At 54.0% G+C, this 24,945-nt stretch carries 21 protein-coding genes; 9 read left to right on the forward strand and 12 right to left on the reverse strand.

Annotated elements, in window-relative coordinates; genetic code table 11:
* Positions 1-35: 35 nt before the first annotated feature.
* Positions 36-1,460 (forward strand): dihydrolipoyl dehydrogenase, encoded by a 1,425-nt coding sequence (gene lpdA, locus EQV24_RS17570; protein ID WP_014830669.1) that lies wholly within the window; start codon positions 36-38, stop codon positions 1,458-1,460.
* Positions 1,461-1,512: 52 nt separating this feature from the next.
* Here the strand turns inward: lpdA and EQV24_RS17575 are convergent, their stop codons facing one another.
* Together EQV24_RS17575 and EQV24_RS17580 are read right to left on the reverse strand one after the other, a co-directional pair.
* Positions 1,513-2,304, reverse strand: a complete 792-nt coding sequence (locus EQV24_RS17575) for a DUF2950 domain-containing protein (protein ID WP_045902552.1) — start codon at positions 2,302-2,304, stop codon at positions 1,513-1,515.
* A gap of 10 nt (positions 2,305-2,314) precedes the next feature.
* Complete coding sequence (locus tag EQV24_RS17580) at positions 2,315-3,859, reverse strand: DUF3300 domain-containing protein (protein WP_130626888.1); 1,545 nt, start codon at positions 3,857-3,859, stop codon at positions 2,315-2,317.
* Between the two features lie 891 nt (positions 3,860-4,750).
* Between EQV24_RS17580 and acnB the strand changes: the two genes are divergently transcribed.
* On the forward strand, positions 4,751-7,348 hold the full coding sequence (gene acnB / locus EQV24_RS17585) for a bifunctional aconitate hydratase 2/2-methylisocitrate dehydratase (protein ID WP_013095602.1): 2,598 nt from the start codon (positions 4,751-4,753) through the stop codon (positions 7,346-7,348).
* A gap of 189 nt (positions 7,349-7,537) precedes the next feature.
* Positions 7,538-7,900 (forward strand): protein YacL, encoded by a 363-nt coding sequence (gene yacL / locus EQV24_RS17590; protein WP_013095603.1) that lies wholly within the window; start codon positions 7,538-7,540, stop codon positions 7,898-7,900.
* Positions 7,901-7,931: 31 nt separating this feature from the next.
* Here the strand turns inward: yacL and speD are convergent, their stop codons facing one another.
* From speD to EQV24_RS17605, 3 genes are all read right to left on the reverse strand, one after another.
* Positions 7,932-8,726 carry an adenosylmethionine decarboxylase gene (gene speD, locus EQV24_RS17595; protein ID WP_013095609.1) on the reverse strand — a complete coding sequence of 265 codons (795 nt, stop codon included), beginning with the start codon at positions 8,724-8,726 and terminating at the stop codon, positions 7,932-7,934.
* On the reverse strand, positions 8,727-9,596 hold the full coding sequence (gene speE / locus EQV24_RS17600; protein ID WP_013095610.1) for a polyamine aminopropyltransferase: 870 nt from the start codon (positions 9,594-9,596) through the stop codon (positions 8,727-8,729).
* 114 nt (positions 9,597-9,710) lie between these two features.
* Positions 9,711-10,058 (reverse strand): YacC family pilotin-like protein, encoded by a 348-nt coding sequence (locus EQV24_RS17605; protein ID WP_014830675.1) that lies wholly within the window; start codon positions 10,056-10,058, stop codon positions 9,711-9,713.
* 145 nt (positions 10,059-10,203) lie between these two features.
* On the opposite strand from EQV24_RS17605, the gene cueO reads away from it, so the two are divergent.
* Positions 10,204-11,763, forward strand: a complete 1,560-nt coding sequence (gene cueO, locus EQV24_RS17610; RefSeq protein WP_130626889.1) for a multicopper oxidase CueO — start codon at positions 10,204-10,206, stop codon at positions 11,761-11,763.
* A 132-nt stretch (positions 11,764-11,895) separates the two neighbouring features.
* On the opposite strand, the gene EQV24_RS17615 is transcribed toward cueO, so the two are convergent.
* The gene (locus EQV24_RS17615; RefSeq protein ID WP_013095613.1) at positions 11,896-14,286 is read right to left on the reverse strand and encodes a pyrroloquinoline quinone-dependent dehydrogenase; all 2,391 of its coding nucleotides are present in this window, start codon (positions 14,284-14,286) and stop codon (positions 11,896-11,898) included.
* 208 nt (positions 14,287-14,494) lie between these two features.
* On the opposite strand from EQV24_RS17615, the gene hpt reads away from it, so the two are divergent.
* Positions 14,495-15,031 (forward strand): hypoxanthine phosphoribosyltransferase, encoded by a 537-nt coding sequence (gene hpt, locus EQV24_RS17620; protein WP_013095614.1) that lies wholly within the window; start codon positions 14,495-14,497, stop codon positions 15,029-15,031.
* Positions 15,032-15,090: 59 nt separating this feature from the next.
* Here hpt and can read toward each other — a convergent pair whose 3' ends face one another.
* Positions 15,091-15,753 carry a carbonate dehydratase gene (gene can, locus EQV24_RS17625; RefSeq protein ID WP_013095615.1) on the reverse strand — a complete coding sequence of 221 codons (663 nt, stop codon included), beginning with the start codon at positions 15,751-15,753 and terminating at the stop codon, positions 15,091-15,093.
* Positions 15,754-15,860: 107 nt separating this feature from the next.
* Between can and EQV24_RS17630 the strand changes: the two genes are divergently transcribed.
* The 4 genes from EQV24_RS17630 (at position 15,861) to EQV24_RS17645 (ending at position 19,410) form a co-directional block, all read left to right on the forward strand.
* Positions 15,861-16,787, forward strand: coding sequence for an ABC transporter ATP-binding protein (locus tag EQV24_RS17630; protein ID WP_013095616.1), 927 nt, complete (start codon positions 15,861-15,863; stop codon positions 16,785-16,787).
* The gene (locus EQV24_RS17635; protein ID WP_130626890.1) at positions 16,784-17,554 is read left to right on the forward strand and encodes an ABC transporter permease; all 771 of its coding nucleotides are present in this window, start codon (positions 16,784-16,786) and stop codon (positions 17,552-17,554) included. The genes EQV24_RS17630 and EQV24_RS17635 overlap by 4 nt, the downstream gene beginning before the upstream one ends.
* A gap of 104 nt (positions 17,555-17,658) precedes the next feature.
* Positions 17,659-18,099 (forward strand): PTS sugar transporter subunit IIA, encoded by a 441-nt coding sequence (locus EQV24_RS17640; RefSeq protein ID WP_029883643.1) that lies wholly within the window; start codon positions 17,659-17,661, stop codon positions 18,097-18,099.
* 63 nt (positions 18,100-18,162) lie between these two features.
* Complete coding sequence (locus EQV24_RS17645; protein ID WP_061773063.1) at positions 18,163-19,410, forward strand: polysaccharide deacetylase family protein; 1,248 nt, start codon at positions 18,163-18,165, stop codon at positions 19,408-19,410.
* Position 19,411: 1 nt separating this feature from the next.
* Here the strand turns inward: EQV24_RS17645 and EQV24_RS17650 are convergent, their stop codons facing one another.
* Genes EQV24_RS17650 through EQV24_RS17670 form a run of 5 tightly spaced genes read right to left on the reverse strand, consistent with a single transcriptional unit; the run spans position 19,412 to position 24,887 of the window.
* Entirely contained in the window at positions 19,412-20,488 is a 1,077-nt protein-coding gene (locus EQV24_RS17650) for a fimbrial protein StkG (RefSeq protein WP_061772093.1), read from the reverse strand.
* 25 nt (positions 20,489-20,513) lie between these two features.
* The gene (locus EQV24_RS17655) at positions 20,514-21,119 is read right to left on the reverse strand and encodes a fimbrial-like protein (RefSeq protein WP_130626891.1); all 606 of its coding nucleotides are present in this window, start codon (positions 21,117-21,119) and stop codon (positions 20,514-20,516) included.
* 29 nt (positions 21,120-21,148) lie between these two features.
* Positions 21,149-21,691 (reverse strand): fimbrial protein, encoded by a 543-nt coding sequence (locus tag EQV24_RS17660; RefSeq protein ID WP_058650414.1) that lies wholly within the window; start codon positions 21,689-21,691, stop codon positions 21,149-21,151.
* 24 nt (positions 21,692-21,715) lie between these two features.
* Positions 21,716-22,294 carry a fimbrial protein gene (locus tag EQV24_RS17665; protein WP_061772965.1) on the reverse strand — a complete coding sequence of 193 codons (579 nt, stop codon included), beginning with the start codon at positions 22,292-22,294 and terminating at the stop codon, positions 21,716-21,718.
* Between the two features lie 13 nt (positions 22,295-22,307).
* Positions 22,308-24,887 carry an outer membrane usher protein gene (locus EQV24_RS17670; protein WP_061772964.1) on the reverse strand — a complete coding sequence of 860 codons (2,580 nt, stop codon included), beginning with the start codon at positions 24,885-24,887 and terminating at the stop codon, positions 22,308-22,310.
* Positions 24,888-24,945 lie beyond the last annotated feature (58 nt).

Genomic DNA, 24,945 nt, shown 5'->3' on the forward strand with positions numbered 1-24,945 from the left:
GTACCTGGACCGCCGGAAATCAATAAGAGGTCATGATGAGTACTGAAATCAAAACTCAGGTCGTGGTACTTGGGGCAGGTCCCGCAGGTTACTCTGCAGCCTTCCGTTGCGCTGATTTAGGTCTGGAAACCGTCATCGTAGAACGTTACAACACCCTTGGTGGTGTTTGTCTGAACGTAGGTTGTATCCCTTCTAAAGCGCTGCTGCACGTAGCGAAAGTTATCGAAGAAGCCAAAGCGCTGGCTGAACACGGTATCGTCTTCGGCGAGCCGAAAACCGATATCGATAAAATCCGTACCTGGAAAGAGAAAGTTATCACTCAGCTGACCGGTGGTCTGGCTGGCATGGCGAAAGGCCGTAAAGTGAAAGTGGTTAACGGTCTGGGTAAATTCACCGGCGCGAACACTCTTGAAGTGGAAGGCGAAAACGGCAAAACCGTAATCAACTTCGACAACGCGATCATCGCGGCGGGCTCTCGTCCAATCGAACTGCCATTCATTCCACATGAAGATCCACGCGTGTGGGATTCCACCGATGCCCTGGAACTGAAAACCGTTCCAAAACGTCTGCTGGTTATGGGCGGCGGTATCATCGGTCTGGAAATGGGTACCGTGTACCATGCACTGGGTTCAGACATTGACGTGGTTGAAATGTTCGACCAGGTTATCCCGGCTGCGGATAAAGACATCGTTAAAGTCTTCACCAAGCGTATCAGCAAGAAATTCAACCTGATGCTGGAAACCAAAGTGACTGCCGTTGAAGCGAAAGAAGACGGTATTTACGTTTCCATGGAAGGTAAAAAAGCGCCATCCGAACCACAGCGTTACGACGCCGTGCTGGTGGCGATCGGCCGTGTGCCGAACGGTAAGAACCTCGACGCGGGCAAAGCTGGCGTGGAAGTGGACGACCGTGGCTTCATCCGCGTTGACAAGCAGCTGCGCACTAACGTGCCGCACATCTTTGCTATCGGCGATATCGTCGGTCAGCCAATGCTGGCGCACAAAGGTGTTCACGAAGGTCACGTTGCCGCTGAAGTTATCGCCGGCATGAAACACTACTTCGATCCGAAAGTGATCCCATCTATCGCGTACACCGAGCCAGAAGTGGCATGGGTCGGTCTGACCGAGAAAGAAGCGAAAGAGAAAGGCATCAGCTACGAAACCGCCACCTTCCCGTGGGCTGCTTCTGGCCGTGCTATCGCTTCCGATTGCGCAGACGGTATGACCAAACTGATCTTCGACAAAGAGACTCACCGCGTTATCGGTGGTGCGATTGTCGGTACCAACGGCGGCGAGCTGCTGGGTGAAATCGGTCTGGCGATCGAAATGGGTTGCGACGCGGAAGACATCGCGCTGACCATCCACGCTCACCCAACTCTGCACGAGTCCGTGGGCTTGGCGGCAGAAGTGTTTGAAGGTAGCATCACCGACCTGCCAAACGCGAAAGCGAAGAAGAAATAAGTTTCTTCAGACAAAAAAAGCGGCCTGTGGCCGCTTTTTTTATGTGCTGGATTCAGGGAGCCACAGGCTGCCAGGTTTTATCCGGATTATAGGTAGTTAACGCCCGGGCTTTCTGCTCAGAGTCATTGCCGAGATCGGCCTGGTACACTTTGTCATCCTGGTTTATCACAAAACTCATGACGCCTGTCTGGCCATAACTGACGGGCCATGCCACCATCGCAAAGCCTTTCTCATCAGGCAGGATACGGAACCGATAGCCGTGATAGCCTGCACCGGGCTCTTTGGGGCTGAAGGCTGGTCCCAGCGGGCTGGGGGCTTCACCCGGCGAAACGGGCCAGTAGAGACCATCTTTTTTCCCTTCAGAGCTGACAATTTTCTGCGCGTATTTTTGATTCATGGCGAAATAGCTCTGCTGGGCATCCACATAGGCATGTAATGCTTCGATGGCGGCAAGCTCGTTACGCCCGATCTCGCGGGTCAGGATCTCCTCGGCGCCCTCCTTGATATCGAATTGCCATCCGGTAGCGGTTTTGACAACCGGGATGGGCAACTGCCAGTCGTTATTTCCGACGACCAGATGCGCCGTATTACCATCGATAACCGTGTTGTGCCGCACCTTCCAGTCGCGGAGGAAACGATCGACGGCATCAGGATCGACCCCTTCTGGCGGCAGAAAATCGCGCCAGTTCTCTCCAAGCAGATTGTTCATCGCCGTTTCATTCTGCTCACTGATGGCATGCGCCAGCGCATCGGTCGCCTGAGCGGGCGTGCTGAAGGATTGCTGTGCCATCGCAGCGGTGGACATCATGAACAACACCATTCCACAGACAAGATTCTTTTTCATGTTGGCTCCCTTAACGATGACGGAATTCACGGTGTTCAGCACGTCCGGCAGGGGCCTGACGCGGCTGCTGATGACGGGCAGCCAGTTGTCTGCTTTGCGCCCCCCGTTGCTGCTGGGCTTGCCAGTTGGCAGAGCGGCTGTCGTTGCCGCTCAAGGCATTTGCGCGAGGCTGGCTGGTTCGCTGCGGGATATGGCGTTGCTGGGCTGGCTGCGCGATCCGTTTCTCCTGTCGCTGGGTTACGGCAGGGTGATTATCACGCTGCTGCGAGGTGGTTCGCTTTGCCGTTTGCGGTCTGGTGTCGTAGCCACGGTAGTTGTTGCGCTGGGATATCTGCTTCAGCTGTTCGCCTGAAGCCTGGCGCTGTGCATCTCTGGTTCCCGGACGCGCGGTTTGCGGGAAGGTTTTACCCGTCGATTTCTCTATCTGGCTCAGGGCCGCCTGACGCTGGCTGTCGCGGTTAACCGGTTTTTGCTGCGTAGAACTGAGCCCCGTTACCGTGTTAGTGGAATGGAAGCGGTTATTAAGCTGGCTGGTGGGGTAGGGCACACCTTCCCGATACGCCGGGTTATGCTGCCAGGTGCGGTTGGCATCCGTCAGGCGTTGACCACTGATTTTGTTGAAGTTCTCAACGTTGATATTGATATTGTTATCACCGTTGCGGTTATAGCCGCCGTGATTCCAGTCATCGTCATGATGGTGGTCCCAGTCGTCGTCATCATCCCAGTCGATGTTGCTGAAGATGGCGTAGGTTGTCGCCACACCCAGGCTGAAGCCTAAGCCTTTAACCAGACTGTCCGTAAACTGCTCTCCCGGTGAAGGAGGAAGATAGGTTGGCGGATAGGCAGTGTTTGGCCAGGTACCGTAGACGGTATTGGGGTTATAGGTGGGGACGTAAACGACCTGCGGATCCGCGGATTCAATTTTGATCACCGTCGGGGCAGGCGTGGTGGAAGTCGTCGATTCGCTGGTGGCCGATTTGGCCGGGGCAGGTTTCGTCACGGTGGTGACCGTCTGCTGAGGCGTCGATTGTAAGGCGCCGGTCTTTTGAGCCAGCGCGCGCAGGCGTTGGACGGAATCCATGACATCCTTCGGTTGCGCGAGAAACGCATCCCCCAGATTTTGTACCCACGGCGGGTTTTCACCCATCAGCGACATCAGTTGAGGAAACGCGACCAGCGATTTTACGCTGGGATCCCAGGGCTGGCTGGCAACGGCCTGGATAGCGGCGTCTCCTTCCATTTTAGGGTTGTCTTTGGACCACTGCGCCGCCTGGATGACGTTGGCCGGGTAGGTCGAGGCCATTAAAATTTGTGACAGCAGGGCATCCGGATAGAGTGCGATGGGAGCAACCCACTGATCGATTTGCGCGGCCGTATAGGCTGGGGCGACGACGGGGGCGGGTTGCGCTGCTGCGGGGGGTACCGGTTGTTGTGCGACGGGAGCGGGGACGACAGGCTCTGTCTCCCGACTTTTGACAAACATGACACCTGAGGCGGCAAACAGCCCGGCACTGCACAGAAGAACAAGCAGATGTGGTTTAAAGGGCAACTTCATAAAATGACTCCAACGAGACAGGCGCTGTGCCGTGAGGCGTTACGGTTGGCGTGAGTATTATTCACTCGCCTTTTACTGTTTTGACTTTTGTTGGGGAACTGCCGGTACGTCCGGATAAAGAGTGTGAGTATTTATTACACAATTATATGTGATAGCTGAAAAGCCGCTGGGATTTCAGAAGGCCGCTCTTGCGAGCGGCCAGCAGCTAGTTGCCGAGGTTGACAACAAACAGCACTGTGATGTCGGATATGTTCCAGCCACCGTGCAGTGCCGTAAGCAGTAAACCGAGCGCAACGATCAGCGCAGTGATTCGCATCTCCATTGCGTGCGTTCCTGTACAGGCTACGCGGGTTTATTCTTCACCGGGAAAGGCAGAACCTGGCAAGTTGATGTTGCCGCGTAGATGACGGAACTGCTCCCGGGCCCGGTGACTGGTTGCTACACCAGCGGAGCAGGCCGCGGAGAAGAATAGTCAATTCAATGGATCTGAAGAAGGCAAAAAATGCAATTACATGGGCTTTCATACGAAATGGGAAGGCGCTACGCAAAATCGTGATAGCAGCTTGCAAGCCCACAGGGAGTGATGCACAATATTTCACGTTGGTGTTGCCGCAAATCTGCCAACCCGGTGTGCTACCACCGCAAGGCAACAAATAAACCGCTTTCAGGCGGTTTTTTTGTTGCCAACATTCCCCCCGTCAGCCCTCTACACCATGCTTAACGATTCAGCAAATTTTTTAATGTTGCTTTTTTGTAAACGGATTAACACTGTGCAGAAATCCTGCTATGCTGCCCGACGCGGTATCGGGCATTTACCCTACAAACTGCTGTCTCACAGGAGCGTGAAGAGAACGCCCGCCGCATATGACAATGAGAGCGAGGAGAACCGTCGTGCTAGAAGAATACCGTAAGCACGTAGCAGAACGTGCCGCCGAGGGAATTGTACCCAAACCGTTAGATGCAACCCAAATGGCCGCGCTCGTCGAGCTGCTGAAGAACCCGCCTAAGGGCGAAGAAGAATTCCTGTTAGATCTGCTGATCAACCGCGTACCGCCTGGCGTAGATGAAGCTGCCTACGTAAAAGCCGGATTCCTTGCTGCTATCGCCAAAGGCGAAGCCACCTCCCCACTGGTTACTCCTGAAAAAGCCATTGAACTGCTCGGCACCATGCAGGGTGGTTATAACATTCATCCGCTGATTGACGCGCTGGATAACGACAAGCTGGCACCGATTGCCGCTAAAGCGCTCTCTTCAACGCTGCTGATGTTCGATAACTTCTACGATGTGGAAGAAAAAGCCAAAGCAGGCAACGTCTATGCGAAGCAGGTGATGCAGTCCTGGGCCGATGCCGAATGGTTCCTGAACCGTCCTGCGCTGGCTGAAAAAATTACCGTTACCGTATTCAAAGTCACCGGTGAAACCAACACCGATGACCTCTCTCCGGCACCGGATGCATGGTCTCGCCCGGATATCCCGCTGCACGCACTGGCGATGCTGAAAAACGCCCGTGAAGGCATTGAGCCGGATCAGCCAGGTGTTGTCGGCCCGATCAAACAGATCGAAGCGTTGCAGAAAAAAGGATTCCCGCTGGCTTACGTCGGTGACGTTGTCGGTACCGGTTCTTCCCGTAAATCCGCCACTAACTCCGTCCTGTGGTTTATGGGTGACGATATTCCGCATGTGCCGAACAAACGCGGTGGCGGCCTGTGCCTGGGCGGTAAGATTGCCCCAATCTTCTTCAACACCATGGAAGATGCTGGCGCACTGCCAATCGAAGTGGATGTCTCTAACCTGAACATGGGCGACGTGATTGACGTTTACCCGTATAAAGGTGAAGTCCGTAACCACGACACCAACGAGCTGCTGGCGAGCTTCGAGCTGAAAACCGATGTGCTGATCGACGAAGTGCGTGCCGGTGGCCGTATCCCGCTGATCATCGGTCGTGGCCTGACCACCAAAGCGCGTGAAGCGCTGGGTCTGCCGCACTCAGACGTGTTCCGTCATGCGAAAGACGTAGCAGAAAGCAATCGTGGCTTCTCGCTGGCGCAGAAAATGGTTGGCCGCGCGTGCGGCGTGGCCGGTATCCGTCCTGGCGCTTACTGCGAGCCGAAGATGACCTCTGTGGGCTCTCAGGACACCACTGGCCCAATGACCCGTGACGAGCTGAAAGACCTGGCGTGCCTGGGCTTCTCGTCCGATCTGGTCATGCAGTCCTTCTGTCACACGGCGGCGTATCCGAAGCCGGTTGACGTAACCACGCACCACACGCTGCCAGACTTCATCATGAACCGTGGCGGCGTCTCCCTGCGTCCGGGCGACGGCGTTATCCACTCCTGGCTGAACCGTATGCTGCTGCCGGATACTGTAGGTACCGGCGGTGACTCCCATACCCGTTTCCCGATTGGTATCTCCTTCCCGGCGGGCTCCGGTCTGGTGGCGTTTGCCGCAGCGACCGGCGTGATGCCGCTGGATATGCCGGAATCGGTACTGGTGCGCTTCAAAGGTAAAATGCAGCCGGGTATCACCCTGCGCGACCTGGTTCACGCTATCCCGCTGTATGCCATCAAACAGGGCCTGCTGACCGTTGAGAAGAAAGGTAAGAAAAACATCTTCTCTGGCCGCATCCTGGAAATTGAAGGGCTGCCGGATCTCAAAGTTGAGCAGGCATTCGAGCTGACCGATGCGTCTGCAGAGCGTTCCGCCGCGGGTTGTACCATCAAGCTGAACAAAGAGCCGATCATTGAGTATCTGAACTCTAATATCGTCCTGCTGAAGTGGATGATTGCGGAAGGCTACGGCGACCGTCGTACGCTGGAGCGTCGTATTCAGGGGATGGAGAAATGGCTGGCGGATCCGCAGCTGCTGGAAGCCGATGCTGACGCAGAATATGCGGCGGTGATCGACATCGATCTGGCAGACATTAAAGAGCCAATTCTCTGTGCACCGAACGATCCTGACGATGCGCGTCTGCTGTCTGACGTGCAGGGCGATAAGATCGACGAAGTGTTCATCGGTTCCTGTATGACCAACATCGGTCACTTCCGTGCTGCCGGTAAACTGCTGGATACTCACAAAGGCCAGCTGCCAACCCGCCTGTGGGTAGCGCCACCAACCCGTATGGATGCGGCGCAGCTGACTGAAGAGGGTTACTACAGCGTGTTTGGTAAGAGCGGTGCGCGCATCGAAATCCCGGGCTGTTCCCTGTGTATGGGTAACCAGGCGCGCGTGGCAGACGGTGCGACGGTGGTCTCCACCTCTACCCGTAACTTCCCGAACCGTTTAGGTACCGGTGCGAACGTCTACCTGGCGTCTGCTGAGCTGGCGGCGGTTGCGGCGCTGATTGGCAAACTGCCAACGCCGGAAGAGTACCAGACCTTCGTTGCTCAGGTTGATAAGACGGCGGTGGATACCTATCGCTATCTGAACTTCGACCAGCTCTCTCAGTACACCGAAAAAGCTGACGGGGTTATCTTCCAGACGGCGGTATAAAAGCAAAACCGTCTCCACGAGACGGTTTTTAGTGTTTGCACCCTCTCCCGTGGGAGAGGGCCGGGGTGAGGGCATCAGGCCGCAGGGCCTTGCTCTCACCTTTTTATTTTCATTCCTCCCACCTCACACGCTTTTTTTCTTCCTCTCTGCTGCGATAATTACCGTAATGGCTTTGCAGAGGAAAACACTATGGATTACGAATTTCTGCGCGACATCACCGGGGTGGTGAAAGTGCGTATGTCGATGGGCCACGAAGCCGTTGGACACTGGTTTAACGAAGAGGTGAAAGAAAATCTTGCGCTTCTTGATGAAGTTGAACAGGCGGCGAATACGATAAAAGGCAGTGAACGCTCCTGGCAACGTGCGGGTCATGAATACACGCTGTGGATGGATGGCGAAGAGGTGATGGTGCGGGCCAACCAGCTGGAATTCTCGGGCGACGAGATGGAAGAGGGGATGAGCTATTACGACGAAGAGAGCCTGTCGCTGTGTGGCGTGGAGGACTTTCTGCAGGTCGTGGCGGCGTACCGGGAGTTTATGAAACAGAAATAGCACACAGGAGCGTCCTTGCTCCGTGCGAGTCTTACACGGCCGGAATATTGCGGCCGTAGTAGATTTCGCGCATCTCTTTCCAGAGCAGGTCGGTAATGACCTTACGCTCTTCTTCGCTTAAATCTTCTGGCTTTGTGTGGAACATGTAGTGCTTAAGGTCAAACTCCTTAAGCAGCATCTTGGTGTGGAAGATGTTCTCCTGATACACGTTCACGTCCATCATGTCGTACAGCGATTTCATGTCCTCGGACATAAAGTTCTGAATGGAGTTGATCTCGTGATCGATAAAGTGCTTCATGCCGTTGATATCGCGCGTAAAACCACGCACACGATAATCAATGGTGACGATATCGGATTCCAGCTGGTGAATTAAATAGTTCAGCGCGTTTAGCGGGGAGATCACGCCGCAGGTGGATACTTCGATATCGGCGCGGAACGTACACAGGCCGCCTTCCGGGTGGCTCTCCGGGTAGGTGTGCACGCAGATATGGCTTTTATCGAGGTGGGCGACAACCACTTCAGGCAGCGGGCCCGGATGCTCGGTTTTGTCGATAAGCTTAGGATCGACCGGCTCTTCGCTGACCAGAATGGTCACGCTGGCGCCCTGAGGTTCATAATCCTGGCGGGCGATGTTCAGAATATTTGCGCCGATAATAGAGCAGGTTTCCGACAGGATCTCGGTCAGTCGGTTGGCATTGTAGAGTTCATCGATATAGGCGATGTAGCCATCGCGCTCTTCCGCTGTTTTGGCGTAGCAGATATCGTAAATACAAAAACTCAGGCTTTTGGTCAGGTTGTTAAAGCCATGCAGTTTAAGCTTTTTCAATTAGTTCACCCCCTGGGAGGACAGTGCATCTTGCAGGTACTGCGGCAAGGCGAAGGCTGCGGTATGGACCGCCGGATTGTAGTAACGGCACTGGAGTCCTGCCTGATGGAAGCGCGCCTGGATAATCTCCGTGGAGAGATGACGCAGGACGTCGTTATCCGTCGCCCAGGCAAAGGTCATGATCCCGCCGTAGTAGGTCGGAATGGCAGCCTGATAGAAGCTAACATCGCCAAAATAGGTGCTCAGTTTGCGGTGGCTGTCGAGCGCTTCATCCTGCTGCAGGAAGCAGACGCCATTTTGCGCCACGAAGATACCGCCAGGGTTCAGACAACGCTTGCAACCCTCGTAGAACGATGAGGTAAACAGCGAGGCTCCCGGGCCGATAGGGTCGGTACAGTCGGAGATAATGACGTCAAACGTCTGAGTCGTCTGGTTGACGAAGTTCACGCCATCGTCAATCACCAGCTTAAAGCGCGGATCGTCGTAGCTTCCCGCGTTATGGTTAGGCAGGTACTGACGACAGAATGAGACCACGCCCGCGTCGATCTCTACCATGGTGATGGTTTCAATGGACTGGTGGCGGGAGACTTCGCGCAGCATCGCCCCGTCGCCGCCGCCGATAATCAGCACGTGCTTCGCGTGGCCATGGGCCAGCAGCGGGACGTGGGTCATCATCTCATGATAGATAAACTCATCTCGCTCGGTGGTTTGCACCACGCCGTCCAGCGCCATCACGCGGCCAAAAGCGGCATTCTCGAAGATGATCAGATCCTGATGATCGGTTTTCTCATGATAAAGCACGTTATCAACGGCAAAGTACTGACCAAACTGGTCATGCAGTGTTTCATGCCACAACGTGTGGTCGGCCATACGCGGACTCCTCTTCGTTAACATCCGTTACACTCACGAAAAATGAGCGAAACATGATAGCTAACTATAACCGTGGTTGCACGGTTCCAGGCGAAACAAGAGGCGTCGGGAAGGTTATTTCACGTAGGCGAGCAGGCTAAGCGAATCGCGGGCCAGCGCTTTGCATTTTTTTGCCGTTGGGATGCCAATACCGCTTAAATCACGGTAACTGTCTTCACCGAGCGCTTTCATGTCGAAGCTGTCGTAGTTGCTGAGGTCCCATTGGTTCTGCTGGGCAAAAAAGACCAGTGCGCGACGAATTTGCCCGTTGGGTAAATTCTGGTAGCCACAATCATTTTTCAGGAATACAAAAACCGCCGTCAGATCGGCCATATCTTCCGCTTCATTTTCACTGAGCGCATAGCTGTTCGCACACATTGCCATCAGGCTGGTGAACAAAATTGTCCTGAAAAACGTCTTCATTGCTTCTACCACTGCATCACGGAAAATCAACGTTAGCATATTTGGTGCCAGTGCGACGATCTTTATTATTGCCGCGTTACTTGACCTTCCGGTAAGGGGAGGGTTTATGCTCAAAAGATCGTCTGCACGAAATAAGGAAATGAATATGCAACGTCGTGAATTTCTAAAATATTCCGTTGCGTTGGGGGTTGCCAGCGCATTACCACTGTGGAGTCGCGCGGTTCTGGCGGCTGACAGACCTGCCTTACCCATTCCTGATTTATTGACCGCCGATGCCCGTGGCCGTATCCAGCTGGTGGTTCAGTCCGGTAAAACGGCGTTTGGTAAAAATAACGCCACCACCTGGGGCTATAACGGCAATGTGCTTGGCCCGGCGTTGCAGTTGCGCAGAGGAAAAGCCGTCACCGTTGATATTCACAACACGCTGGCAGAAGAGACGACGCTGCACTGGCACGGGCTGGAAGTGCCGGGTGAGGTCGACGGCGGCCCGCAAGGGATTATAAAAGCGGGTGGGAAGCGTACCGTGACCTTTACCCCCGAGCAGCGGGCGGCGACCTGCTGGTTCCACCCGCATCAGCATGGTAAAACGGGCCATCAGGTGGCCATGGGGCTGGCAGGCCTGGTGCTGATTGAAGATGACGAAAGTCGCTTGCTGCGTCTGCCCAAACAGTGGGGTATCGACGATGTGCCGGTCATTGTGCAGGACAAAAAATTCTCCACAGACGGTCAGATTGATTATCAGCTGGATGTGATGACCGCGGCGGTAGGCTGGTTTGGCGATACGCTGCTGACCAATGGCGCGATCTACCCCCAGCACGCTGCACCAAAAGGCTGGCTGCGGTTACGTCTGCTCAACGGATGCAACGCGCGCTCGCTGAACTTTGCCACCAGCGATAATCGTCCGCTGTACGTCGTGGCGAGCGACGGAGGACTGCTGCCTGAGCCGGTCAAAGTGAATGAACTCCCTGTGCTGATGGGCGAGCGCTTTGAGGTGCTGGTGGACATCAGCGACGGTAAATCATTTGACCTGGTGACGCTCCCGGTCAGCCAGATGGGGATGGCCGTTGCGCCATTCGATAAGCCGCACCCGGTTTTACGTATTCAGCCGCTGCAGATCACCGCCTCCGGTACGCTGCCGGACACCTTAACCACGCTGCCGGGACTTCCGTCGCTGGCTGGGCTTACGCAACGTAAGCTGCAGCTCTCCATGGATCCGATGCTCGACATGATGGGCATGCAGGTGCTGATGAAAAAGTATGGCGATCAGGCGATGGCGGGGATGCACCACGGGCAGATGATGGGCCATATGAACATGGATCACGGCAAGATGGGCGGTATGAATCACGGCGGTCACGGGTTTGATTTCCACAATGCCAATATGATCAACGGCAAAGCGTTCGATATGAACACGCCAATGTTTGCTGCTACAAAAGGGCAGTTTGAGCGCTGGGTGATTTCAGGCGAAGGCGACATGATGCTGCATCCGTTCCATATTCACGGCACCCAGTTCCGTATTCTTTCAGAGAACGGCAAAACGCCGGATGCGCATCGCGCGGGCTGGAAAGATACAGTGAGAGTGGAAGGCGGCGTCAGCGAGGTGCTGGTGAAGTTTGACCACGAGGCGCCAAAGGAGTTTGCCTATATGGCGCACTGTCATCTGCTGGAGCATGAAGATACGGGGATGATGCTGGGTTTTACCGTATAAAAAAGCCGGGTGGCGGCTTCGCCTTACCCGGCCTACATTTCGCAGGTGCGGCCTGATGCCCTCACCCTGGCCCTCTCCCGGTGGGAGAGGGAACAAACATAACAAACGGCAACCGAGGTTGCCGTTTTGCATTTATTTTGCGTCATCCGGCAACGCATACGCGACGATATAGTCGCCCATCTTCGTGCCAAACGAACCGTGACCGCCCGCAGAGATGACAACGTACTGCTTGCCATTCACCTCATAGGTCATCGGCGTTGCCTGTCCACCGGCTGGCAGACGGCCTTGCCACAGTTTCTCACCGTTGGTCATGTTGTACGCGCGCAGGTAGTTATCTGCGGTTGCCGCGATGAACAGCACGTTACCGGCGGTGGAAATTGGGCCACCCAGCATTGGCATACCCATGTTGAACGGCACCGGAACCGGCATCGGGAACGGCATGCTGTCCTGCGGTGTACCAATACGTTTTTTCCACACGATCTGGTTGGTTTTCAGATCCAGACCGGAGATATATCCCCAGGCAGGCTGTTTACACGGCAGACCAAACGGAGACAGGAACGGATTCAGGGTCACGCCAAACGGTACGCCATACTGCGGCTGAATACCGGCTTCGGTACCGCTGCCTTTCGCGTCTTTCGGCTGCTCCATCGGGTTACCCGGACCACGTGGGATCAGTTTAGAGACAAACGGCAGCGCCATCGGGTTGGCGATCGCTACCTGGCGGTTAGGGTCAACGGAGATCCCGCCCCATTCGAACATCCCAAGGTTACCCGGGAAGACCAGCGTGCCCTGCTCAGAAGGCGGGGTAAAGATGCCTTCATAGCGCAGCTGATGGAACATTACGCGGCACACCAGCTGGTCAAACATGGTGGCACCCCACATGTCTGCGCCGCTGAGGTCTTTCTTCGGACGGAAGCTCAGTTCGGAGAACGGCTGCGTTTTAGTGACGTAATCGCCTTTAGCCGCACCCTGAGGAACCGGTTTTTCCGGTGCAGGCACAACCAGCTCGCCGTTACGGCGGTCCAGTACGAAGATGTTACCGGTTTTCGCCGGAGCATAAATCACCGGAACGGTTTTGCCGTTAACGGTAATGTCCGCCAGCGTTGGCTGGGACGGCATATCCATATCCCACAGATCGTGGTGTACGGTCTGGTAGCTCCACGCCAGTTTACCAGTGGTCGCGTTCAGCGCCAGAATGGAGCTGGCATAACGTTCCTGCTCAGGGGTACGGTTACCGCCCCAGATATCAGGCGTGGTCACGCCCATTGGCAGGTAGACCAGATCCAGCTTCGCATCATACGCAGCCGGTGCCCAGGAGTTTGGCGAGTTGAAGGTAAAGGTGTGTTCATCAGACGGGATCGCGTTAGGATCTTTCGCGCCCGGATCGAAGGCCCACAGCAGTTTACCGGTATTCACGTCGAAACCACGGATAACGCCAGAGGTTTCGCGGGTGGAGAAGTTATCCGTGACCGAACCAGCAATCACGATGGTTTTATCGGTGATGATTGGCGGTGAGGTGGGTTCATACAGACCCGGCGTGGTGTCCGGCATGTTGGTCTGCAGGTTCAGGATACCTTTGTTGGCGAAGGTTTCGCACAGCTTGCCCGTTTCGGCGTTAATCGCGAACAGGCGGCCATCGTTCACCGGCAGCATAATGCGGCGAGGACAGTCGGCAATGACGTCCGGGCTGGCATTATCCGCACGCGCTTCGTGGTAAGAGACACCGCGGCAGGTGATGTGCTGGAACGACGGGTTGGAGTTCAGCTGCGGATCGAAGTGCCATTTCTCTTTACCGGTGGCCGCGTCGAGCGCGAACAGACGCTGGTGCGCCGTACACAGATAAAGCATGTTGCCCACTTTAATTGGCGTCACTTCGTTGGTCAGTTCACCCGGATCGTTTGGCATCTTCAGATCGCCGGTACGGAATACCCAGGCTTCTTTCAGGTTTTTCACGTTGTCCGCGTTGATCTGCTTCAGCGGGGAGTAGCGCTGACCTTCCTGGTTACGGCCATACGCTGGCCAGTCGCCGTCAGCCACCTGCGAGATAGCCGCTGCAGGGGTGGATTCCGCATTCAGCGTACCGTTGATCTCCTGCGGGTCGTTAAAGCCGGCCCAGGTCAGGATACCGCCACTGATTAGCAGAGCGACAAGCAGCGCCGCAACGGCACCGCTGGAAGGTACAATCAGGCGACGCCAGACGAACGGCAGGATCAGCCAGATACCGAAGAAGACCAGAATGTCGCTGCGTGGCGTTAGTGCCCAGAAGTCGAACCCGACTTCCCAGACGCCCCAGATCATGGTTGCGAGGAGTAATGCCGCATAAAGCCACAGTGCGGATTGTTTTCTACGCCAGAGCAGAACAGTTACGCCAAGCATAACCAGGCCCGCAATGGGGTAGTACCAGGAGCCGCCAATTGCGACCAGCCAGACGCCACCGATTAACAGGTACAGGCCGCAGAAGGCGGCGAATAACGCTGTTAGTGTCACCAGTAGACGCGGCTGTTTAGAGTTTGTTTCAGCCATAGAAAGTGTACTCGTCAGTTTTTGTTAATAATTTGCTAGCAACTAATTATAGGTATTAACAAGTGTGATCGGAATCACAATATTTGCTTTTTATAACTCATACGCCAGGCTTAGCCATTTGCTGATATAATGGCTGGCTTGCGTATCGATGCCGGAATAACATTCATCCGCATTGAGAGATTTTCATTAAAATCATATGGTTAGTAATATGAAACATACTGTTGAAGTGATGATCCCGGAAGCCGAGATCAAAGCGCGTATCGCCGAACTGGGTCGTCAAATCACCGAACATTACAAGGACAGCGGCAGCGAAATGGTGCTGGTTGGTCTGTTGCGTGGCTCTTTCATGTTCATGGCAGACCTGTGCCGTGAAGTGCAGGTGTCACATGAGGTCGATTTTATGACCGCCTCCAGCTATGGCAGCGGCATGTCCACAACCCGTGATGTGAAAATCCTGAAAGATCTGGATGAAGATATTCGTGGCAAAGATGTATTGATCGTCGAAGACATCATCGACTCCGGTAACACGCTTTCTAAAGTGCGCGAGATCCTGAGCCTGCGTGAGCCGAAATCCCTGGCCATCTGTACTCTGCTGGATAAACCAGACCGCCGTGAAGTGCAGGTACCGGTGGAGTTTGTTGGTTTCTCTATTCCGGACGAGTTCGTCGTCGGTTACGGTATTGACTACGCGCAGCGTTATCGCCATCTGCCGTATGTTGGGAAGGTTGTGCTTCTGGACGAGTAGTGCGGCCTGGTGCCCTCACCCCAGCCCTCTCCCACAGGGAGAGGGAGAAAATCCCCGCTTTATTTATGGTTCACATGCTTAAGCTTGAGGTTGGCAATGCCCGAACGGTAACGCTGCTCCAGCGTTTCGCGGTTGGTGGCGGTCACTTCCAGATTGCGCAGCAGGCCGTCGTGAATGCCGTACGCCCAGCCGTGGATAGAGACCTTCTGCCCGCGCTTCCACGCTGACTGCATGATCGTTGAATGACCCAGGTTATACACCTGCTCCATCACGTTCAGTTCACACAGCGTGTCCATCCGGCGCTCCTGCGGCATTTCACCCAGCAGTGAGCTATGTTTGAACCAGATATCGCGGATGTGCAGCAGCCAGTTATCGATGAGCCCCAGTTCCGGATTTTCCACAGCGGCCTGCACGCCGCCGCAGCCGTAGTGACCGCAAATAATGATGTGCTCGACCTCCAGGACGTCTACGGCGTACTGAACGACAGACAGGCAGTTGAGATCGGTATGAATCACCAGGTTGGCAACGTTACGGTGAACAAACAGTTCGCCGGGCTCAAGGCCCGTCAGTCGCTCAGCCGGAACACGGCTGTCGGAACATCCAATCCAGAGAAAGCGTGGATTCTGCGCTTGCGCGAGCTTTCCAAAAAAACCGGGGTCTTCCTCCACCAGCATTTTTGACCATAGTGCATTGTTGCTGATGAGTGTATCTATGTTGTTCATGGAGGTTAGCGACCTGTAACCAAGTGATTGCGTTGCGCTACTATAGGGTAACCCGACTTTTAATGAAACCACACAACGTGTGTCAGAACCTAAGGTAAGTTTAATTCATGGCGATTGCACTGGAGCTTGAGCAGCTTAAAAAAACCTATCCGGGCGGCGTTCAGGCGCTACGCGGGATAGATCTCAAAGTAGAAGCGGGGGATTTCTATGCGCTTCTGGGGCCGAACGGCGCGGGGAAATCGACGACCATCGGCATTATCAGCTCGCTGGTCAATAAGACCTCTGGCCGGGTCTGCGTGTTTGGCTACGATCTGCAAAAAGATGTGGTCAACGCCAAACGTCAGCTCGGTCTGGTACCGCAGGAGTTCAACTTCAACCCGTTTGAGACGGTGCAGCAGATCGTCGTCAACCAGGCGGGCTACTACGGCGTTGAGCGAAAAGAAGCGTTAGCTCGCAGCGAAAAGTACCTGAAGCAGCTTGATCTATGGGAAAAACGTAACGAACGTGCGCGTATGCTGTCTGGCGGCATGAAGCGGCGTCTGATGATTGCCCGTGCGCTGATGCATGAGCCAAAACTGTTGATCCTCGACGAGCCCACCGCTGGGGTAGATATTGAGCTTCGTCGCTCAATGTGGGGGTTCCTGAAAGATCTCAACGACAAAGGCACCACCATTATTTTGACGACGCACTACCTTGAAGAAGCGGAAATGCTGTGCCGCAACATCGGCATCATTCAGAACGGCGAGCTGGTGGAAAACACCTCAATGAAGGATCTGCTCTCGAAGCTCAAATCAGAAACGTTCATTCTGGATCTGGCGGCAAAAAGCGCGCTGCCGAAGCTTGAAGGGTACCAGTATCGCCTGGTCGACACCTCCACGCTGGAGGTGGAAGTATTGCGGGAACAGGGCATTAACAGCGTCTTCTCCCAGCTGAGTGCCCAGGGCATTCAGGTTTTAAGTATGCGTAACAAAGCGAACCGACTGGAAGAGCTGTTTGTCTCTCTGGTGCAGGATAAACAAGGAGACAAGGCATGACGCATCTTTATTGGGTCGCGCTGAAAAGCATCTGGGCGAAAGAGATTAACCGCTTTATGCGCATCTGGGTACAAACCCTGGTGCCGCCGGTGATCACCATGACGCTCTATTTCATCATCTTCGGTAATCTGATTGGTTCCCGCATTGGTGAGATGCATGGCTTTACCTATATGCAGTTTATCGTTCCGGGTTTGATCATGATGGCGGTGATCACCAACGCCTATGCCAACGTGGCTTCGTCTTTCTTTAGCGCTAAGTTCCAGCGCAACATTGAGGAGCTGCTGGTGGCACCGGTGCCAACGCATGTGATCATCGCGGGTTACGTCGGCGGTGGTGTAGCGCGCGGCCTGTGCGTCGGGATCCTGGTGACGGCTATCTCCTTGTTCTTCGTGCCGTTCCAGGTGCACTCCTGGCTGTTCGTGGGGCTGACGCTGCTGTTGACGGCGATCCTGTTTTCGCTTGCCGGTCTGCTGAACGCGGTGTTTGCCAAAACGTTTGACGATATCAGCCTGATCCCGACCTTTGTGCTGACGCCGCTGACCTATCTGGGTGGGGTGTTTTATTCCCTGACGCTGCTGCCGCCGTTCTGGCAGGCGTTGTCGCACCTGAACCCGATTGTCTACATGATCAGCGGTTTCCGCTTCGGCTTCCTCGGCATTACTGACGTACCGCTGTTCACTACCGCTGCGGTGCTGGTGGTGTTTATCGTCGCCTTCTACCTGCTGTGCTGGTACTTAATCCAGCGCGGACGCGGACTGCGCAGCTAACCTTCCGCCCGGTGACTTTCGGGTTGCCGGGCCTTTTCTTTGACTGTTATCACCGTAAGCTAATCTTCACTTCGCTAAACTACTCGCCTGCTAAGGAGAGAGTTATGCTGGGATGGGTCATTACCTGCCACGATGAACAGGCGCAGGAGATGTTGATAAAGCTTGAAGCCAGGTTTGGTCCACTGGCGCAGTGTCGTGCGGTGAATTACTGGCAAGGTCTGAGCACCAACATGCTGAGCCGGATGATGTGCGATGCCCTGCATGAAACCGACACTGGCGAAGGCGTTATCTTTCTTACCGATAAATCTGGCGCTGCGCCGTATCGCGCGGCCGCTCTGTTGAGCCACAAACACGACTGCTGCGAAGTGATCTCCGGTATTGATCTTCCCCTGCTTGAGTTAATGTATCCACGGCGTGAATTATTAAGCAGCGCAGAGTTTCGCGATGCCATCGTGGCGCAGGGTAAGCCGGGCGTCAGCAGCTTGTGGCATCAGCAGCAGAAAAATCCCCCCTTCGTTCTTCTTCACGACCTGTATAAGAATTAAACATTGGTATTGATGGTGCATTTGTTACAATGGCACCAGTTTATTCGTACCGATATCACATACATGTTCACGCGTATTTTGTTCCTGTGCCTGCTGGTTTTCTCTGGCGGGGCATCAGCCAGTTTATTAAGTCAGCAAGGTCTTCCAGCCCAGTACATGCAAACCACTGAAGATGCGGCTATCTGGGCGCAGGTGGGAAACGAGGTCGTTAACGTCGGCCATGTCAGAGCCGGACAGATCCTTGCCGTTGTGCCTACCGCTGCGGATTATTACGAGTTTCGCTTCGGCTTCGGGACAGGATTTATCGATAAAGGCCATCTGGAGCAGGTGCAGGGAAAGCAGCGCGTTGAGGACAGCCTTGGCGATCTTAATAAGCCGCTCAGTAATCAAAACCTGATCACCTGGAAAGACACACCGGTCTACAACGCGCCGTCCAGCGGCAGTGCGCCATTCGGTACGCTGAGCGCCAATCTTCGGTATCCGGTTTTAAGCAAACTCAAAGACCGCTTAAACCAGACGTGGTACCAGATCCGTATCGGCAACCGACTGGCATGGATCAGCAGCCTGGACGCGCAGGAAGATAATGGCCTCCCGGTGCTGACCTACCATCATATTCTGCGTGATGAAGAGAACACGCGCTTCCGGCATACCTCTACCACCACCAGCGTGCGCGCGTTCAATAACCAGATGGCCTGGCTGCGTGACCAGGGGTATACCACCCTGACGATGTATCAGCTGGAAGGGTATGTACGTAACAAACTGAACCTGCCGGCCAAATCGGTAGTGATCACATTTGATGACGGACTGAAATCCGTAAGCCGCTATGCTTACCCGATTCTGAAAGAGTACGGGTTTAACGCCACGGCGTTTATCATCTCATCCCGCATTAAGCGGCATCCGCAGAAGTGGGATCCGAAATCACTGCAGTTTATGAGCGTTCAGGAGCTGAAGGGCATCCAGGACGTGTTTGATATTCAGTCCCACACGCATTTCCTGCACCGCGTGGATGGTAACAAGCATCCGATTCTACTGAGCCGCAGCTACCACGTGATTTTGTTTGATTTCGAACGCTCGCGCCGGGCGCTGGCGCAGTTTAACCCGCGCGTGCTGTATCTCTCTTATCCGTTTGGTGGCTATGACAATAAAGCCATAAAAGCCGCGAATGACGCCGGTTTTCACCTCGCAGTGACAACGGTAAAAGGGAAGGTCAAGCCGGGGGATAATCCGTTCTTACTGAAACGCCTGTACATCTTAAGAACGGATTCGCTGGAGACCATGTCGCGGCTGATCAGCAACCAGCCGCAGGGCTAAGCTACTCGTAGGTGAACTGCAGGGTGCCGATGGCGCTGAACGTGCCTGAGGTGACTTTTTCTGTACCAGACTTAACTAACCGGGCCGTAAGTAACCAGCTGAATAGGGCAAGGGTAGTGTTCTCTTGTGCGGTAAAGCTGCTAGTTGAATTAGGCACTATCTGCTTGTTGTTCGGCCACAACAGTAACACGCCCACGCCTTTTGCCGCGTTCGACGATGCGGTGTTGGCGAGTAATGAGCCATCGGTCCCGGTTGTTTTACTGGTGGTCAACTTCACGGTGACTTTACGGGTGTTGGTGCAATTCCCTGTCACCCCAAAATCGGCGTTTATGGTTTTATCGTTCTCGATATCGGATACACCATAATCCCCCAGGTCTACGGTTTTGGGAGCCGTGAGCGTGCAGGTGGGTTTTTCTATTGGTGTAATGAAGGCCATATTAGCTATGGTAATGGTCGGTTTGGGATGATCGTCTGGATCGGATCCCACCGGGTCTCCAATGGTAATTTTTCCAATTGTTCCACCAACCGGGCCAATAGATACTACGTTAGCAGGAATACCGGCAAACGTGGGAAGTTGGTAAAATTCGACCATGACCCGCCAGGCGCGATTATCCAGCAGCTCATCCTGGTCATTCATGTGTAATGCAAGAAACCAGCTCGTACTGGGAGCGAAATAGGCCGTGGCGGTATTGTCTACTGTGCCAAAAGCCAGAGCATAGGCTATTCCGGTTACATTGGTTTTGAATAAAGCTTTACCATCAATACTGCCGACTAACAGACTGGCGTCTGCCAGGGTGAAAATGTTTTCGCCATGTTTTCCTATCGTGCATTTACTACTTAATCCGGGGCTCAGATTCAGGCGATATAGCGAGCTGATTTTTGTAGGAACAGCGACATTATCCACGATTTGCAGAGTCGGCTTTGCGCCATTAAAGTCGCCGATGGACTGCGTGTCGCCAAATCGAAATTTACACTCAATATCTGCATGGGCGTAAAAAGCGTTCATGGTTAAAAACATAAATAAAATGATAAAACCGTTAAAACGTGGGGAAACAGTTATCCCAGGACGCTGTGCCATAATTGTTCCTTTTTAGCGTTGCCTGTTAGCGATATGTCACGCTGACTAATGCGCGCGCGGTCACTTTTCCTGCGCTGACCGGGCCGTAATTTTGGTAGCGGGCGTAAAAGTTATACGCTTTCAAATAGCTTTGTTGGTCTGATGGGGTCGCTATTTTGACCTCCACATCAGACTGCCCCTCGCTGTCGAGGACGTTTTGATTATTGGATTCAGAAAAAATAACAATCCCCACGTTTTCAGCGCCGCCAGCAAGGGCGGATGTTTCATTACTGAATATCTGTTTTGAAATCCCATCAATTTGGGCAGACTGCGGTTTAAAGGTAAAGTACAGCGCTTGTCCGGATCCCGATTCATCCCCGCTGCAGTCCTCAACCTGAATCATAAAGCGTGTTCCTCCCGCGGGGTCTGCTGGTTGAAGCCGATCGGTGCCCTCCGCGGTATAAAACCACGTTTTTCCCACCGTTGGCAGCGTTACGTTTCCACTTTCTGGAATACTGACCTGGCACGTATTGTTGATAATATTTGCCGTCATATCCATTTCCAGGCTGGAGGCAAAACCCGCTGCGGGAAACCCCATGCAGAGGGCCAGCCATGACATCGCATTTCTTAAGATTAAGCGGGACTGGAACATCCTGTTTAAGCTACCTGTCTGAATAAACATTATTGATAGGTCACGGTAAACGTCACGGGCGCATTGACCGAACCTGTCGTCACGTCCGAAATCGTTTTACCATTTGCAATGACGATGCGCGCATCCATCTCAAAATTCCCCGTCCCGTTAGACAGGTTGATGACAGACGTCGGGACAGTGGCGCAGTTCAATATGGAGCCTGAGTCGACAGAGCCTTTCCAGATTTCAAAGCCGACGTTATGCCCGGCTGCATATGCGTTACCGGTACACGACCCGCCTGCACCCGGCATGGCCTGAATGGCGGCGTTTTTTACCCCGGCACAGTTCGTGAAGGCGATTTTGAAGGTTTCTCGTCGGCTCTGGCTCACCAGGTCAGACTTAAACACATCGCCAAACGGCAAAATGTCAATCGGGGCTCCGCTGGCGTTTTGAATCTCCGCGTTACAGGTCCCGGCCTCTATGGTGGATGTAAACGTTGCCTGCACGCTCGTCGTCCCCGTAATCGCACTTAACGCAACGGAAGGCAGGGTGGCAGTCATTGCAAGCACCAGTAATGTCATTTTCATTTTCATATCAACGCTCCGCATTGCTGCCAGTTATTCATAGGTGAAATTAAACGTAGCGATACCGCTAAAATTGCCGGTCGTGCCCTGGCCGTTTGCGGTTTCCACCAGCGTCGCCAGAAGTGGTACCTCGCCAGCACTTATCTCTCCGCTCGACCAGACGAGGCGCTGTGTATCGGTGGATGAATTAATGACGAAGGGGGTATTCGGGGTGGCGGTACGGGAAATCGCCACGCCAATATTTTCCGCACTGCCATCGCCGGAAAGTGAGTTCTTAATGGCCGTCGTCAGCGGGCTGGCGCTACCGCTGATGGTGGTTTTCAGCGATGCCAGACTCGGCGGGCATGAGACCATTTTGAGTTTAAAGTTGGTCGTGGCTTTGGCATTTTTCAGGATGATGTAATCCAGGCGCACCTTGCCGTTAGTCCCAATGGGGATAACGTTGCTGGTGCCATCACCGCTGCCGCCTTCGATTTTCATATCGCAGGTGGTGTCACGGATATTCGCGGTAAAAGTAATATCGAGATTATCGGCGTGTGTTGCCAGCGACAGCGCCATTAGCCCCGTGCTTAAAATAACTAACCCTGTTTTTTTCCAGGCTCTAAAAAGCATGTTTTAACTCCCTTTATAAGGCTGTGACGCGGCAGATCTGGCCCGTCAGCAGCGTTGTCGGTCCAATCTTTCTCGCATCCGGTGGGATGTGGTAGGAGACGGTACAGGATGTGCCGGGCTCATTTCCCCAGACGATGTTTAACGTCCCTTTATCTTCAATTCCGCGGATCCAGGCCTGCCCGGCCTGACCCACGCTACCCACGGATACGCCCTGGTCGGTTTGCACATCGGCGCCTAACGGGATAAACCCGCCATCGTCACGCATCAGTTCCATTAACACTGAGCGCCCCTGATCGGTTTCAAAGTTAACCAGCACAACGGCACCGCTACGGGGAACGGTGGTGGAGCGGGTATTTTTCACTTCCACGTCAGAGTGCATTTCACTGATATCAAGACCAACGCTGTTTTCACGGTAAGCGGACAGATAGGGCATAAGGGCATAGCCTGAGGCGCCGATTTCACCGTTACCGATAGAGACGCGGGCGCCTTCTGCCCCCTCAGCTTTAATTAAGGCAAGCGTATCGCTTTCGCTGATGCTGCCTGGAGCAAGTGTTACGCCACCCGAGTGCAGAACCATTCCGCCGCTATAGCTGGCAGAATATTGTCGTGTACCGTCATCTGAGGCGGAGACGGAAAGGCTTAGCGGTCCATGCGGGCCGTTGTAACTGCCGTACCCGCTTAACTGATTTAACGTATCGTCGTAACGCGTGGTGCTTTCGGTAATGCTGTAACTGAAACGGTTATCTTCGGTGTTGCCATTGGCGCTGGCGTTAAAGCTACTGCCGCCTTTTAAATCGCTGCCGATGCCCGTCGTGAGTGAGGAGAATCCACCCGCTCGCTTGCTGTTACCCATCAGCGTGTCGAATGGAATCGTGAGGTTCAGATAGACGCTGTCATCTTTTTCCCCAAACTCATTGTAGGTGCGCTGCACGGTGAGGCTATAACTTCCCCAGCTTAACGAATGACTGTGGCCAACCGAGTATTGCGCCGACGAACTGCTTTCATTCCAGTAGTCCTGCCAGGTTGAGTTGACATACAGCGATCCCAAATCAAGATCGGCAATATTCAGCGGTTGGCTGATATTCACCTGGATCTGGTTTTTCATGCGCTGGAAGGTCTGATACACGTCGCTATTGTTACGTTCCGGGTTACGCTCCCTGTCACGGTATTTGATCTCATTGGTCAACGAGGCCGCATCGTTCAGGCTGAGATAGTCAGACGTTGAAAACCGGTAGGCGGCGACGTTGAAAGAGGTATTCGTGGCTTCCATAAGTTTGCTGTAGGAGACGCGATAACTTTCGCCCGTGAGATGTCGTAAGCCGTCTATCCGGGCATCTGAATGCGTGACATCAAGAGCGAATGCGCCGACTCCGGTATTCATGGCAATACCCAACAATGCGGCGTAGAAATCGCTATCGGTATATTCCAGTCCCGCATACCCCGTGAAGGTATTGGTTAAGCCATAGTAGCCCGTCGCATATCCCACCTTTGGTTTGTCACGCAGGCTGTCGTCACGCAGTTCACCCACGCCGACATCCCATCGGGAATAGCCAGGACGAAGCATTTGTGCGACGGAAGAATAGGCGACTGAGAAGGAACGTTTGCTCCCATCCGTCTCTTCTACCGTGACGATGAGATCGCTACCGTAACCTGTTGTACTGAGGTCGGTGATTTCAAACGGTCCTGGGGGGACGGAGGTTTCGTAAATCGTATTGCCGCTTTGGGCGATCGTGACTTTGGCGTTGCTGTTTGCAACCCCTCGGATCACCGGCGCATAGGTCGATATACCATTTGGAAGCATACGGTCATCGTTATACAAACGCGCCCCGCGCAGGCTAATGGAATCGAAGGCGTCGCCACGGGTATAGGAATCGCCGGCGATAAACTGCGCTTTCAGCGGCGTGATATCACGCTGAAGATAGATATCCTGACTGGCGTAATGGGTACCGGAATCCTGATCCCAGTTCAGGTTGCCTCGCGCCCGGAGTCGCCATGGCCCCAGGTTTGCCCCATAGCGCAGACCTGCATAGGCCGTATCAGTGCTGGAATCCGGCATGTCTGCGTGCCAGCCGTTAAGATCCCATGAGAGCATGGCCACCGGGATCCCGTCTTCCCACAGTGAAGGATCGACAAATCCCGCAGGACGCTGAATGACGAAAGCCTGAGGAATGGAAAGGTCTAACTCCTGTGTGGAGGGATCGTAAGCCACACGCGAGCCGGGATAGGCGTCTGGCATAGAGACACAGGTGTCAGCAGAATCCTCCTCAGGGTGTTTCAGTTGCTCGGTGGTGACATTTGCCTGCGTGAGTAGTTTCGGGGTGATGCAGGGAGTGGCGCGCGGTGTGCCATTCTCCTTAAACAGAAGATCCGTGGTAACGGAAGGTTTCCCGTTAACGATCATCTTCACCTTATAGGTTCCGGCAATAACAGGGTTGCCTTTTGAAAAACGACTGATATCAATGGATGCGCCAGTGTTATAAAGAAACTGCTCGTTAAACTGCACGTCTTCTTCGTTATTATTTTCAGCAGCAAATGCACATAACGGCAATACCGCACTTATCGATAAACATAGTAGCGAACGTCTAAAGTGCATGATGAACTCTGTCCCAGGGCAACGCTAATTATACTTTTTGTGAATGTTCTGAAGCTGA

It is taken from the genome of Enterobacter sp. A8 (genome assembly GCF_004296595.1).
GTDB lineage: Bacteria > Pseudomonadota > Gammaproteobacteria > Enterobacterales > Enterobacteriaceae > Enterobacter > Enterobacter cloacae.

What these genes read in the sequence shown, in the direction of transcription:
- lpdA (WP_014830669.1), top strand. Translation starts at nt 36, where the DNA reads ATGAGTACTGAAATCAAAACTCAGGTCGTGGTACTTGGGGCAGGTCCC.
- EQV24_RS17575 (WP_045902552.1), bottom strand. Translation starts at nt 2,304, where the DNA reads ATGAAAAAGAATCTTGTCTGTGGAATGGTGTTGTTCATGATGTCCACC.
- EQV24_RS17580 (WP_130626888.1), bottom strand. Translation starts at nt 3,859, where the DNA reads ATGAAGTTGCCCTTTAAACCACATCTGCTTGTTCTTCTGTGCAGTGCC.
- yacL (WP_013095603.1), top strand. Translation starts at nt 7,538, where the DNA reads ATGGATTACGAATTTCTGCGCGACATCACCGGGGTGGTGAAAGTGCGT.
- speE (WP_013095610.1), bottom strand. Translation starts at nt 9,596, where the DNA reads ATGGCCGACCACACGTTGTGGCATGAAACACTGCATGACCAGTTTGGT.
- EQV24_RS17605 (WP_014830675.1), bottom strand. Translation starts at nt 10,058, where the DNA reads ATGAAGACGTTTTTCAGGACAATTTTGTTCACCAGCCTGATGGCAATG.
- cueO (WP_130626889.1), top strand. Translation starts at nt 10,204, where the DNA reads ATGCAACGTCGTGAATTTCTAAAATATTCCGTTGCGTTGGGGGTTGCC.
- EQV24_RS17615 (WP_013095613.1), bottom strand. Translation starts at nt 14,286, where the DNA reads ATGGCTGAAACAAACTCTAAACAGCCGCGTCTACTGGTGACACTAACA.
- hpt (WP_013095614.1), top strand. Translation starts at nt 14,495, where the DNA reads ATGAAACATACTGTTGAAGTGATGATCCCGGAAGCCGAGATCAAAGCG.
- can (WP_013095615.1), bottom strand. Translation starts at nt 15,753, where the DNA reads ATGAACAACATAGATACACTCATCAGCAACAATGCACTATGGTCAAAA.
- EQV24_RS17630 (WP_013095616.1), top strand. Translation starts at nt 15,861, where the DNA reads ATGGCGATTGCACTGGAGCTTGAGCAGCTTAAAAAAACCTATCCGGGC.
- EQV24_RS17635 (WP_130626890.1), top strand. Translation starts at nt 16,784, where the DNA reads ATGACGCATCTTTATTGGGTCGCGCTGAAAAGCATCTGGGCGAAAGAG.
- EQV24_RS17640 (WP_029883643.1), top strand. Translation starts at nt 17,659, where the DNA reads ATGCTGGGATGGGTCATTACCTGCCACGATGAACAGGCGCAGGAGATG.
- EQV24_RS17645 (WP_061773063.1), top strand. Translation starts at nt 18,163, where the DNA reads ATGTTCACGCGTATTTTGTTCCTGTGCCTGCTGGTTTTCTCTGGCGGG.
- EQV24_RS17650 (WP_061772093.1), bottom strand. Translation starts at nt 20,488, where the DNA reads ATGGCACAGCGTCCTGGGATAACTGTTTCCCCACGTTTTAACGGTTTT.
- EQV24_RS17655 (WP_130626891.1), bottom strand. Translation starts at nt 21,119, where the DNA reads ATGTTCCAGTCCCGCTTAATCTTAAGAAATGCGATGTCATGGCTGGCC.
- EQV24_RS17660 (WP_058650414.1), bottom strand. Translation starts at nt 21,691, where the DNA reads ATGAAAATGAAAATGACATTACTGGTGCTTGCAATGACTGCCACCCTG.
- EQV24_RS17665 (WP_061772965.1), bottom strand. Translation starts at nt 22,294, where the DNA reads ATGCTTTTTAGAGCCTGGAAAAAAACAGGGTTAGTTATTTTAAGCACG.
- EQV24_RS17670 (WP_061772964.1), bottom strand. Translation starts at nt 24,887, where the DNA reads ATGCACTTTAGACGTTCGCTACTATGTTTATCGATAAGTGCGGTATTG.